Origin of the sequence: Pseudomonas sp. AM14(2022) (genome assembly GCF_036346455.1) — a bacterium.
Classification (GTDB): Bacteria; Pseudomonadota; Gammaproteobacteria; order Pseudomonadales; family Pseudomonadaceae; genus Aquipseudomonas; species Aquipseudomonas putida_A.
The window spans coordinates 56,170-68,265 of record NZ_JAOTNY010000011.1 but is presented as its reverse complement, the minus strand read 5'-3'; the positions used below and the strand labels follow the sequence as shown (position 1 = coordinate 68,265).

At 61.0% G+C, this 12,096-nt stretch carries 9 protein-coding genes; 1 reads left to right on the top strand and 8 read right to left on the bottom strand.

Annotated elements, in window-relative coordinates:
• The first annotated feature begins 36 nt into the window (after positions 1–36).
• Positions 37–765 (top strand): hypothetical protein, encoded by a 729-nt coding sequence (locus tag V3W27_RS20625; RefSeq protein ID WP_247268727.1) that lies wholly within the window; start codon positions 37–39, stop codon positions 763–765.
• Positions 766–775: 10 nt separating this feature from the next.
• Here V3W27_RS20625 and V3W27_RS20620 read toward each other — a convergent pair whose 3' ends face one another.
• From V3W27_RS20620 to accC, 8 genes are all read right to left on the bottom strand, one after another.
• Positions 776–3,550 carry a hybrid sensor histidine kinase/response regulator gene (locus tag V3W27_RS20620; protein WP_330207409.1) on the bottom strand — a complete coding sequence of 925 codons (2,775 nt, stop codon included), beginning with the start codon at positions 3,548–3,550 and terminating at the stop codon, positions 776–778.
• A gap of 99 nt (positions 3,551–3,649) precedes the next feature.
• A complete protein-coding gene (purD, locus tag V3W27_RS20615) occupies positions 3,650–4,945 on the bottom strand; it encodes a phosphoribosylamine--glycine ligase (RefSeq protein WP_095138182.1) in 1,296 nt (431 codons plus the stop codon).
• Positions 4,946–5,094: 149 nt separating this feature from the next.
• Positions 5,095–6,702 carry a bifunctional phosphoribosylaminoimidazolecarboxamide formyltransferase/IMP cyclohydrolase gene (gene purH, locus V3W27_RS20610; RefSeq protein WP_330207408.1) on the bottom strand — a complete coding sequence of 536 codons (1,608 nt, stop codon included), beginning with the start codon at positions 6,700–6,702 and terminating at the stop codon, positions 5,095–5,097.
• Positions 6,703–6,784: 82 nt separating this feature from the next.
• Positions 6,785–7,105, bottom strand: coding sequence for a DNA-binding transcriptional regulator Fis (gene fis, locus V3W27_RS20605; protein ID WP_003221275.1), 321 nt, complete (start codon positions 7,103–7,105; stop codon positions 6,785–6,787).
• The gene (gene dusB / locus V3W27_RS20600) at positions 7,102–8,112 is read right to left on the bottom strand and encodes a tRNA dihydrouridine synthase DusB (protein ID WP_007961945.1); all 1,011 of its coding nucleotides are present in this window, start codon (positions 8,110–8,112) and stop codon (positions 7,102–7,104) included. The genes fis and dusB overlap by 4 nt, the downstream gene beginning before the upstream one ends.
• Positions 8,113–8,297: 185 nt before the next feature.
• Positions 8,298–9,572: a DUF3426 domain-containing protein gene (locus tag V3W27_RS20595; protein WP_330207407.1), complete on the bottom strand. Its 1,275-nt coding sequence runs from the start codon at positions 9,570–9,572 to the stop codon at positions 8,298–8,300.
• Between the two features lie 30 nt (positions 9,573–9,602).
• Positions 9,603–10,481, bottom strand: a complete 879-nt coding sequence (prmA, locus tag V3W27_RS20590; RefSeq protein ID WP_183783611.1) for a 50S ribosomal protein L11 methyltransferase — start codon at positions 10,479–10,481, stop codon at positions 9,603–9,605.
• A 255-nt stretch (positions 10,482–10,736) separates the two neighbouring features.
• A complete protein-coding gene (gene accC / locus V3W27_RS20585) occupies positions 10,737–12,095 on the bottom strand; it encodes an acetyl-CoA carboxylase biotin carboxylase subunit (RefSeq protein ID WP_027613593.1) in 1,359 nt (452 codons plus the stop codon).
• Between the last annotated feature and the right edge of the window lies 1 nt (position 12,096).

The window sequence follows — 12,096 nt, the reverse complement described above, 5'->3', positions numbered from 1 at the left end:
ATTTGTTGGCTGTCCTTTCTCTATCGAGGTGTTGAAATGAACTGTGATCATTCGGTGTTGATTGTAGGGGGCGCAGTCTTGATAGTGCCTTCGGCGATAGAAGTCATTGCTTATGATGATGTAGTGAATGCGTTGTTGTATGCGCAGCTGGCCGCAAGTAAAAGAGTGAAATCAACTCCGGGTACTAGTTGGTATGACACCTATATTGAAGTTTTGGGTGGTGTCTGGATGTGGTCTGCCAAAGCGCGCGACGAATTTGATATATCTTCAGATAGCGCCGAATCGACAGTTCAGTGGGCTGTTTCGGCGATGTCTCGGCTGGAAGTCGATAAAGAGAGAGTGACCGCCGAAGTGTTATCGCAAATGGTCAACGAAACGCAGCTCAACCCGGCGATCAGTTTATTGCGCAAGTATATGCAACAAGTGCCCGAAGATCAGCCAACCCACACGACGCCGCCTGTGATGGATGTTCGTTTGCTCGTAATCGTCGCACCAACACCCACTTCGTTCAGCTGTGTATGTATAGAGTTCAAAACTGATCGACGACTGAGCTCCAACCCGTTGCCTTACTGTTATCGGGCTGAAGAGGTGCAAGGCCCGATCAGCAGCCGTTACGTCCAGGCAAGTCTGTCGGAAACGTTGTATGCGCCTATAAGGCATCAAATGGCTCTGAAGCTCAAAGACAGGATTCAGGGTAATGTCGCAACGTTGACCCTGCGCGGTGAAACCTGCATGAACACGCCATCAGTCGAGGCACGTTCGTAGCGGATTGCTTTCAGAACGTCGAAGCCGTACGGTTCTGCTGATCGCGCTGGGCTACCCAGTGTTCGATCAGCTCGCGCAGTTGCGACAGCTCCACCGGTTTGGCCATGTGGCCATCCATCCCGGCCTGACGCGCGCGTTCCTTGTGTTCGGCGAGGATGTGCGCGGTCAGCGCGACAATCGGCGTGCGTATACGCTGATTGCTGACCTCCCACGCCCGTAGCTGCTGGGTCGCCGAGAAGCCATCGAGGATCGGCATTTCGCAGTCCATCAGCACCAGATCATAACGCTGGGCCTTCATCGCCTGCAGGGCCTCTTCGCCGTTGCTGGCGGTGTCCGGTTGCAGGTTGAGTTTGCCGAGCATGCCGCGAATCACTTTGGTCGAAATCGTGTTGTCTTCGGCGACCAGAATGCGGAAATCGCTCGGCACCTTGGCCGCCGTCGCGGGAGTGACCACTTGCGGCTGGAACACTACCTGACCTTTATTGCGCTGGTTCAACTCGTCGGCCAGCGTGGTCTTGAGCGTATAGCCGGCCACCGGTTTGGCGAGGATGCGTTTGATCCCGGAGTTGCGCGCGATGATCTTGCTCGGCGCGTTACTGATGCCGGTGAGCATGATCAACAGGATGTCGTGATTGAGGCTCGGGTCTTCCTTGATCTTGGCCGCCAGTTGCATGCCGGTCATGCCGGGCATGTTCTGGTCCAGCAGCACCACATCGAAGTAGTCGCGCAGGTGCGCCTTGGTGCGCAGCAGCGCCAGCGCTTCCTTGCCCGATGGCACGGCGCTGACGTTCAGACCCCAGGCGCTGCATTGCTGCACCAGCACTTTGCGGCAGGTGTCGTTGTCGTCCACCACCAGCACGCGCGCGCCTTGCAACGGGCCGTCGAGGTCGGAGGTCGGGTGTTCGAGGCGATCCGGGTCCAGCGGCAAGGTCAGCCACAAGGTGCTGCCCTGATTGGCGCCGCTCTTGATCCCGAACTCGCCGTGCATCAGGCGGATCAGTTGCCGCGCAATCACCAGTCCGAGGTTGCCACCCAGACGGTTGGCCGAGAGGAAGTGTTTGCTGTGCAGTTCGGCGTGCAGCAACGCATCGCGCTCTTCCGCCTCCATTGGCTGGCCGCTGTCCTGCACGGCGATGCGCAGGCGCGGTTTGACGCTGCGTTCGTCGAGGGCGACGACGATCAGCACTTCGCCTTCGTCGGTTTTCTTCAGGGCGTTTTCCAGCAGGCTCAGCAGGGTCTGGCGCAAGCGGGTCGGGTCGCCGCTGATCACGCGTGGCACTTGCGGCTGGATGAAGCTGATCAGCTCGACGTTCTGCTGTTCGGCCTTGGCCCGGTAGATGCTCAGGCAGTCGTCGATCAGCGCGTTGAGGTCGAACTGCACATCGTCCAGTTCGATCTGTCCGGATTCGAGCTTGGAGATGTCGAGAATCTCGTTGATCAACGTCAGCAGTTCGTTGCCGGCGCTGTGGATGGTTTGCACGTAATCGCGTTGCTTGACCGACAGTGGCGTACCCAGCAGCAGTTCGGTCATGCCCAGCACACCGTTCATCGGGGTGCGGATCTCGTGGCTGATCTTGGCCAGGAACTCGGCCTTGGCGTTGATTTCGGCATTGCTCGCGGCAAGGTCGCGGCTGATGCTGAACCGGCTTTCGGTGATGCTGCGCTGGCGTTCACCCAAGGCGATGCTCATCAGCAAGCCACTGATGCAGATGAAACCCATCAGGGTCATGATCAGGCCTTGCGGCGCCACCAGGGTCAGCCCCAGCAGGGCCGGCAAAATAATCAGCGTGCCGATGTTGAACACTACCATCCCGGCAACGAACAGCCGCGCCGGACGGTAGCCCTTCTGCCAGTGATAGAAGCCGACCAGCAACATGCTCAGACCGGCCAGCGCCACCAGCGCGTAGGTGATGATGTTCAGCGGCAGGGTGTTGACGAATAACAGCAGCAGGCTGCAGATCACGATGAACAGAATGTCGCCCAGCAATAGTTTGTTCAGCGGGTGCGGGCCGAGTGGGGCGAAGAAGCGCAGGGCGAACATCAGCCCGGCTGGGGCGGTCAGCAGCAACGCCAGATAGGCGCCCGGGGTCTGGATCGCGTGCCAGTTCGGCAACCACGGGCCGGCGAGGTTGAGCAACAGCAACAGGCTCAGGCCCAGCAGGCCTTCGCAGACCGCCAGCCACAGGCTGCTGCGCGAGCGGGAGTAGGCGTAGCGCACGATGTTGTGCAGCAGCAACATGCCGAGACAGCCGAACAGCAGACCGAAGATCAGCGTCTGGTTCTGGTTGGCGGCACTCATCACCGCCGATTGCAGGGTGATGTGCGGGCGCAGTTGATGGTCGGAAACCATCCGCAGATAAACGTCGAGGGACTTGTCGCTTTGCGGCAGCGGCAACAGGAAGTCGCTGCTCGGCAGTGGCCGCTCGACCTGTGGCTGCTGGGTGCCGGAAGTGCGTTGCTCGATCAGCTTGTCGCCGTCCAGCACGTAGAGGCTGAGGTTGGACAGGTCGGGAGCGAAGATCCGCAGCACCTGCTCGTGCTTGCCCGGCGCCAGTTTGAAGCGCAGCCAGAGTGCACCGTCGGGCTCGGCCGCCGTGAGGCGATCAAGTTCGATGGGACTGAATTGATTGGTGTAGCGCGCCGAGCGGATGTCGCTCAGTTGCAGATTACCCTGATCGTCAAGCAATACCGACCAGCCACTGCCTTGCGCGGCCTGGGCCGGGAGCATGCAGAGCAAGGTCAGCAACGTGACGGTGAAACTTATGGCAATCCTGAGCCAGCGCACGGCGAAATCCCTTCGTAGGTTGATGCCAGAATATAACGATGCGCGGCGGCGGAACAGCCCGGCGAGGGACTGCATCCCGCGCCGGACGTGAAGGACAGCTTATTCCTGGGTTTCGCCACGTTCACGGGCAATGGCGCGGTAGCCAATGTCCTTGCGGTAGAAGCAGCCTTCCCAGTCGATGGCGGCGGCCAGCTTGTAGGCTTGCTGCTGCGCTTCGCTGACGCTGGCGCCCATGGCGGTGGCGCAGAGTACGCGACCACCGGCCGTTACCACGTTGCCATCCTTCAGCGCCGTACCGGCGTGGAAGACTTTGCCTTCCAGGACTGCGGCTGCGTCCAGACCGTTGATTGCCGCCCCCTTGGCGTAGTCGCCCGGGTAGCCGCCGGCGGCCAGCACGATGCCGACGCTCGGACGTGGATCCCACTGTGCTTCAACCTTGTCCAGCGCTTGCGCCAGAGCGGCTTCGACCAGCAGCACCAGGCTCGACTGCAGACGCAGCATCACTGGTTGGGTTTCCGGGTCACCGAAGCGGCAGTTGAACTCGATGACTTTCGGGTTGCCGGCCTTGTCGATCATCAGACCGGCGTACAGGAAACCGGTGTAGACGTTGCCTTCTTCGGCCATGCCGCGCACGGTCGGCCAGATCACCTGATCCATCACGCGCTGGTGCACGTCGGCGGTGACCACCGGGGCAGGGGAGTAGGCACCCATGCCGCCGGTGTTCGGGCCGCTGTCGCCGTCGCCAACACGTTTGTGGTCCTGGCTGGTGGCCATCGGCAGCACGTTCTTGCCGTCGACCATGACGATGAACGAGGCTTCTTCACCGTCGAGGAATTCTTCGATCACCACGCGCGAACCGGCATCGCCGAACGCGTTGCCGGCGAGCATGTCGCGCACGGCGTCTTCGGCTTCGGCCAGGGTCATGGCAACAATCACGCCTTTACCGGCGGCCAGGCCATCGGCCTTGATCACGATGGGTGCGCCTTTTTCACGCAGGTAAGCCAGGGCCGGCTCGATCTCGGTGAAGTTCTGGTAGTCGGCGGTCGGGATCTTGTGACGCGCCAGGAAATCCTTGGTGAAGGCTTTCGAGCCTTCCAGCTGCGCAGCGCCGGCGGTCGGGCCGAAGCAGTCCAGGCCACGGGAGCGGAACAGATCGACCACGCCAGCCACCAGCGGCACTTCCGGGCCGACGATGGTCAGGGAAACGTTTTTCTCGGCGAAGTCGGCCAGTTGCTCAAGGGCCAGCACGTCGATGGCGACGTTCTCGCACTTGGCTTCAATCGCGGTACCGGCGTTGCCCGGCGCGACGAAAACCTTCTGTACGCGCGGATCCTGAGCCACTTTCCAGGCCAGGGCGTGTTCACGGCCACCGCTGCCAATGATCAAAACATTCATTTCAAAAACCTCAAAAATCTGTCAGGCGCTGCTGGAGCGCTTTATGTGGGAGCGGGCTTGCTCGCGAAAGCGGTGTGTCAGGCAAAACGGCTGTTGCTGACAGATTGCATTCGCGAGCAAGCCCGCTCCCACATTTGGATCGAGTTGTATCAGTGACGGAAGTGGCGCATGCCCGTAAAGACCATGGCGATGCCAGCCTCGTCGGCTGCAGCGATCACTTCAGCATCACGCATCGAGCCGCCTGGCTGGATCACTGCAGTGATGCCAACCTTGGCCGCGTTGTCCAGACCGTCGCGGAACGGGAAGAACGCATCCGAGGCCATCACCGAACCCGCCACTTGCAGACCGGCGTGCTCAGCCTTGATCGCGGCGATACGCGCGGAGTTTACGCGGCTCATCTGGCCGGCGCCGACACCGATGGTCTGACGGTTCTTGGCGTAGACGATGGCGTTGGACTTAACGTACTTGGCGACTTTCCAGGCGAAGATCAGGTCGTGGATCTCCTGTTCGGTCGGCGCACGTTTGGTCACGACTTTCAGGTCATCGGCGCTGATCATGCCGATATCGCGGCTCTGTACCAGCAGGCCGCCGTTGACGCGTTTGTAATCCCAGGCAGCGGCGCGGTCCGCCGACCACTCGCCGCAGGCCAGCAGGCGCACGTTGGCTTTGGCGGCGACGATGGCGCGAGCTTCTGCGCTGACGCTTGGAGCAATGATCACTTCCACGAACTGACGCTCGACGATCGCCTTGGCGGTCTCGGCATCCAGTTCACGGTTGAAGGCGATGATGCCGCCGAAGGCCGACTCGGTGTCGGTGGCGTAGGCCAGTTCGTAGGCCTGACGGATGCCGCCCTCGGCGTCCGGGCTCACGGCCACGCCGCACGGGTTGGCGTGCTTGACGATCACGCAGGCCGGCTTGACGAAGCTTTTTACGCATTCCAGCGCGGCGTCGGTGTCGGCCACGTTGTTGTACGACAGCTCTTTGCCTTGCAGTTGGGTCGCGGTGGCGATGCCGACTTCGGCAGGCTTGGCTTCCACGTAGAACGCCGCGCTCTGGTGCGGGTTCTCGCCGTAGCGCATTTCCTGAGCCTTGATGAACTGGCTGTTGAAGGTGCGCGGGAATTCGCTGCGGCCTTCGGTGCTCAGCACGTCGGCAGCCTGATTCACGGTGCCCATGTAGTTGGCGATCATGCCGTCGTAGGCGGCGGTGTGTTCGAAGGCCTTGAGCATCAGGTCGAAACGCTGAGCGTAGGTCAGGCCACCGGCCTTGAGGTTTTGCAGAACGTTGGCGTAATCGCTGGCATTCACCACGATCGCCACGTCTTTATGGTTTTTCGCTGCCGAACGAACCATGGTCGGGCCACCGATGTCGATGTTCTCGATCGCAGTCGGCAGGTCGCAGCCGGGCTTGTTGATGGTGGCTTCGAACGGGTACAGGTTGACCGCAACCAGGTCGATCGGCTTGATGCCGTGCTCGTTCATGATTGCATCGTCGATACCGCGACGACCGAGGATCCCGCCGTGGATTTTCGGGTGCAGGGTTTTCACCCGACCGTCCATCATTTCCGCGAAACCGGTGTAATCCGCGACTTCCACTGCGGCAACACCGTTGTCGCGCAGCAGCTTGAACGTCCCGCCGGTGGAGAGGATCTCGACGCCGAGGGCTTCAAGCTCCTTGGCGAATTCGAGGATCCCGGTCTTGTCGGAAACGCTGATCAAGGCGCGGCGGATCGGCAGGCGGGTAGTCTGGTCGGTCATCTCAATTTCCATCAAAAGCAAAGGAAGTCAGCAAAAAAGGCGACCGGTTTTACGCGGGCGCCTTTCTGGTTTGATTGAATGCTTACAGCAGATCGTACTGCTTGAGTTTCTTGCGCAGCGTGCCGCGGTTGAGTCCGAGCAGCTCGCTGGCCTTGGTCTGGTTGCCCTTGACGTAGTTCATCACGCTTTCGAGCAGGGGAGCCTCGACTTCGGAGAGCACCAGGTTGTACACATCCGTGACGGACGCGCCCTCAAGGTGGGCGAAATAATTGTGCAGCGCCTTCTCGACACTCCCGCGAAGGGTCTGACCTTCTTCGCTCGGGGTATTGAGGTGCTGTTTCAAATTCACGTTGTCGCTCACGGGTGCTGTTCCACTCACTAAAGTCTCGGTCATCATCGTCATGCGGCCACCCCTTCTTCGTCCCCTGTCAGGCTCTTGTAACGCTCGGCGAAGAACTCCCGAACGTTGGCGCATTGTGTTTCCGTACCATCCAAACGATTGAAGTGGGCGCGAAACTCCCTGGCGCCCGGCAAGGTTGCGAGATACCAGCCCACATGCTTGCGGGCAATGCGCACGCCCATCACATCCCCATAGAAGGCGTGAAGTGCGGCCAGATGCTCCAGCAGGATGCGTTCCACTTCGCTCAGCTCCGGCGCTGGCAATTTCTCGCCAGTACGCAGGAAGTGTTCGATCTCGCGAAAAATCCATGGCCGCCCCTGGGCAGCCCGGCCTATCAGCAGGCCATCGGCACCGGTCGCGTCAAGCACGTAACGGGCCTTTTCCGGCGAATCGATATCGCCATTGGCAAACACCGGGATCGACACCGCCTGCTTGATCGCGGCAATCGTGTCGTACTCGGCTTCGCCGGTGTACAGATCGGCGCGCGTGCGGCCATGCACGGCCAGCGCGGTGATCCCGGCCTGCTCGGCGATCTTCGCCACAGTCAGGCCGTTCTTGTTGTCGCGATCCCATCCGGTGCGGATCTTCAAGGTCACCGGCACATCCACTGCAGCGACGACGGCCTGCAGGATCTCGGTCACCAGTGCTTCGTCTTTCAATAACGCGGAGCCGGCGGCCTTGTTGCAGACCTTCTTTGCCGGGCAACCCATGTTGATATCAATAATCTGTGCGCCCAGTTCGACGTTGGCCCGTGCCGCGTCCGCCAGCATCTGCGCATCGCCACCGGCAATCTGCACCGAGCGTGGCTCGGGATCGCCTTCGTGGATCATGCGCATGCGCGACTTGCGGGTATTCCACAGGCTCATGTCACTGGTGACCATTTCCGAGACTACAAGCCCTGCGCCCAAACGCTTGCACAGCTGACGAAAGGGCTGGTCGGTGACGCCCGCCATCGGGGCGAGAATCAAACCGTTCTGCAATGTATATGGGCCGATGCGTACCGCCGACATAGGACTTCCCTGAAGTGGGGCCGGATCATGAGAGTTCGAAAAAGGGTTGGCATGATACCCGCTCTCGATGACTGGATAAAGGCTGAATTGAACAAAATCTGAACAGTTATTCTGTTATTACCAGCGGTTTGGTAAGCGCGGGCGAAGTCAGAAAACTGCCGTCAAACCTGAAGCGATGAAGCGATTCACTCGGGCGAGTGGAAACTCAGGCTGTAATTCACCGCTTTGGGGCCTGGATCAAGGATATCCAGCGCGATGTGGATCGGCGTCTGCGGCGGCATTTCCGCCATGCCCTCAAGGTCGCCGTTGAGGTATTCGCCGGGTTTGAAGCGACGACTGGCGATCAGATGACCGTTGAGGTCAGTGAAGCGTAGCTCCAGCAACGGAAATGGCTGGGAGAACGTCGCGCGGTTGTAGATGATCGCATCCACCACCAGCGCCCCGCTGAATTCCGGATGGCTGCGCACTACCAGATTGCTGCTTTTGATTTTGCCGATGTCGACCTTGGACGGCACCGTGCAGCCGATCTGCGGACAGAACTGCTGAAACCACGGGCGGTACTGATCCTGGCGCGCCAGTTCATCGAAGTGATAGGCAATGTACTGGCCGGCCAGACCGGCGGCAGCTAGCAGCACCAGCAAACCCCAGAGCAGACGCCGGCCCCAGGGCGAACGGCGTTTCTGCCAGTCCAGTTGCAGCGGGTCGTCGGTCAGGTCCTGCAACACTTCGGCGCGTTGACGTTTTTTGCGCAGCGGTTCGACCGATGGCAAGTCGTCATCGTCCGGCTCGACGTTGGCCGACAGGCGTTCACGACGGGCATTCGGATCGATCGGGTCGTGCAGGCGCAGTTGCGGGATCGGCGGTTCATCGTCCAGATCCACCGGCTCCAGCGACAGGGAAGGCTCGGTGCGCGCGGTGTTTACCGGTTCCGGTTCGACGGCATCTGGCTCGACGTCATCTTCGGGCTCGGGCAGACGTTCATCGTCGCGTGCGCTGAACAGGCTGTCGCGCCACTCCGTTTCATCGGCTTCAGGACTGTCGCGGCGGGCGCTCAGGGACTCCTCGCGCTGACGACCGAATTCGGTGGTCGGCTGGATTTCCCGTTGTTCGAGGCGGGCGAGTTCTTCGTCCAGATCGAGGCTGTCCAGGTCCAGCTCGCTGGCGCTCCATTGCTTTTGGCTGATGGCGCGCGGCGCGGGCGGTTCGTCATTGACGGGTGCTTCGACCACTGGCGGCGGCTCGCTGACCACCGCCTGAGACGGTGCTGGCTGGACAATGGACGGCGCCACCGGAGTGACCGCTTCCTTGCCGGCGTGTTGTTCCAGCAGCTGTTTGGCGGCGTTGAACACTTGCAGGCAGGAGCCACAGCGAACCACCCCGCGGGCCACGCTCAACTGAGCATGGCTGACGCGGAAGCTGGTTTGGCAATGCGGGCACTGGGTGACGAAGCTGTCGGTCATGCGGCGATCCGGTTTATGCAGGCGGTCATTCTAGCGCCGACGGCCGGTGATACGCACCCAGCCATCGCGATTGGCGATCGGGTCCAGATCAAAGTCCTGCGCATAGGCGGCAGCGACTTCTTCACCTTGTTCGGCGAGGATGCCTGACAGTGCCAGACGACCGCCGGTTTTCACCAGGCCGGTCAGCTGCGGCGCCAGGGAAACCAGCGGGCCGGCCAGAATGTTGGCCACCAGCACGTCGGCTTTGACCTGCGGCAAATCTTCCGGCAGGTACAGCGGGAACAGCTCGTCGGCAATATTGTTGCGCCCGGCGTTGTCGCGCGAGGCTTCCAGCGCCTGCACGTCGATGTCGGTGCCGACGGCTTCTTTCGCGCCGAGCAGCAGGGCGGCGATCGCCAGAATTCCCGAGCCGCAGCCGAAGTCCAGGACGTTGCAGTCTTTCAGGTCCTGACCGTCGAGCCATTCCAGGCACAGGGCGGTGGTCGGGTGGGTGCCGGTGCCGAACGCCAGGCCCGGATCCAGCAACAGATTGACCGCGTCAGGCTCGGGCGCGGCGTGCCAGCTCGGCACGATCCACAGGCGCTGACCGAAACGCATTGGCTGGAAGCCGTCCATCCAGCTGCGTTCCCAGTCCTGGTCTTCGATGACTTCGCTGTGATGCTCGGGCAGCGGACTGCCGGTCAGCAGTTCCAGATGCGCGAGCACCGGCGCAGGCTCGGTGCCGCCCTCAAACAGGGCCAGCAGGTGCGTGTGCGCCCACAGTGGGGTGGTGTTGAGTTCCGGCTCGAAGATCGGCTGATCTTCGGCGTCCATGAAGGTCACCGAAACGGCGCCGACTTCAAGGAAAGCGTCTTCGTAGGTTTCGGCTTGTTCCGGGCTGATGGCGAGACGTACTTGCAGCCAAGGCATGGCGGGCACCTTTGAAAAAATATGATTGCAGCCTAGCGGCCAGCGAGAAGCGCGCAAGTTTACGCGAGCGCGCAGGGTTTGTGGGAGCTGCATTGCACCCTGTGGGAGCGGGCTTGCTCGCGAAGGCGGTGTGCCAGACAAATAAATGTATCTGATGCACCGCTTTCGCGAGCAAGCCCGCTCCCACAGGGGATTTGAAAGCTGTAGAAACAACAAAGCCGCCCGAAGGCGGCCTTGTCTGTGCGGACTTGAAGCTTAGTGCTTCTCGCCTGCCAGCTTGTGCTCGAGGTAGTGAATGTTCACGCCCCCTTTGCAGAAGCCTTCGTCGCGGGTCAGTTCACGGTGCAGCGGGATGTTGGTCTTGATCCCGTCAACCACGATCTCGTCCAGGGCATTACGCATGCGCGCCATGGCTTCGTCGCGGGTGGCGCCGTAAGTGATCAGCTTGCCGATCAGCGAGTCGTAGTTCGGCGGAACTGCATAACCGCTGTACAGGTGCGAATCGACGCGAACGCCGTTGCCGCCCGGGGCGTGGAAATGCTTGACCGTGCCCGGGCTCGGCATGAAGGTTTTCGGGTCTTCAGCGTTGATCCGGCACTCCAGCGAGTGACCGCGGATCACCACGTCATCCTGCGTGAACGACAGCTTGTTGCCAGCGGCGATGCTGAGCATCTCCTTGACGATGTCGATACCGGTGACCATTTCCGAAACCGGGTGCTCCACCTGAACACGGGTGTTCATTTCGATGAAGTAGAAACGACCGTTCTCGTACAGGAACTCGAAGGTACCAGCGCCACGGTAGCCGATGTCGATGCACGCCTTGACGCAGCGAGCCAGAACTTCCTGACGTGCCTGCTCGTCGATGCCGGGTGCCGGTGCTTCTTCAAGCACCTTCTGGTGACGACGTTGCAGCGAGCAATCGCGGTCGCCCAGATGGATCGCATGACCCTGGCCGTCGGACAGCACCTGCACTTCGACGTGACGCGGGTTGGTCAGGAATTTTTCCAGATAGACCATCGGGTTGCCGAACGCCGCGCCAGCTTCGGAGCGGGTCAGTTTCGCCGAGGCGATCAGGTCTTCTTCCTTGTGCACCACGCGCATGCCGCGACCACCACCGCCGCCGGCGGCCTTGATGATCACCGGGTAGCCGACTTCACGACCGATGCGCAGCGCCGTTTCTTCGTCTTCCGGCAGCGGGCCGTCGGAACCTGGAACGGTAGGCACGCCTGCTTCGATCATCGCGTGCTTGGCCGATACCTTGTCGCCCATCAGGCGAATGGTTTCGGCTTTCGGGCCGATGAAGGCGAAGCCGGAATTCTCGACCTGCTCGGCAAAATCGGCGTTTTCCGCGAGGAAACCGTAGCCTGGGTGAATGGCGGTAGCGCCAGTCACTTCAGCGGCAGCGATGATGGCCGGGATGTGCAGGTAGGACTGAGCGGCAGAAGCCGGGCCGATGCAGACGGATTCGTCTGCCAGACCCAGGTGCATCAGCTCTTTGTCGGCCTTGGAGTAAACGGCGACGGTCTTGATGCCCATCTCTTTGCAGGCACGCAGAATCCGCAGGGCGATCTCACCGCGGTTAGCGATCAGAACTTTTTCCAACTTCGCAGTCATC

Bases quoted from the DNA above. Each gene is read 5' to 3' on its own strand.
- V3W27_RS20595 (WP_330207407.1), bottom strand. From the start codon at position 9,572: ATGACCGACAGCTTCGTCACCCAGTGCCCGCATTGCCAAACCAGCTTC.
- accC (WP_027613593.1), bottom strand. From the start codon at position 12,095: ATGACTGCGAAGTTGGAAAAAGTTCTGATCGCTAACCGCGGTGAGATC.
- purH (WP_330207408.1), bottom strand. From the start codon at position 6,702: ATGACCGACCAGACTACCCGCCTGCCGATCCGCCGCGCCTTGATCAGC.
- prmA (WP_183783611.1), bottom strand. From the start codon at position 10,481: ATGCCTTGGCTGCAAGTACGTCTCGCCATCAGCCCGGAACAAGCCGAA.
- purD (WP_095138182.1), bottom strand. From the start codon at position 4,945: ATGAATGTTTTGATCATTGGCAGCGGTGGCCGTGAACACGCCCTGGCC.
- V3W27_RS20625 (WP_247268727.1), top strand. From the start codon at position 37: ATGAACTGTGATCATTCGGTGTTGATTGTAGGGGGCGCAGTCTTGATA.
- fis (WP_003221275.1), bottom strand. From the start codon at position 7,105: ATGACGATGATGACCGAGACTTTAGTGAGTGGAACAGCACCCGTGAGC.
- dusB (WP_007961945.1), bottom strand. From the start codon at position 8,112: ATGTCGGCGGTACGCATCGGCCCATATACATTGCAGAACGGTTTGATT.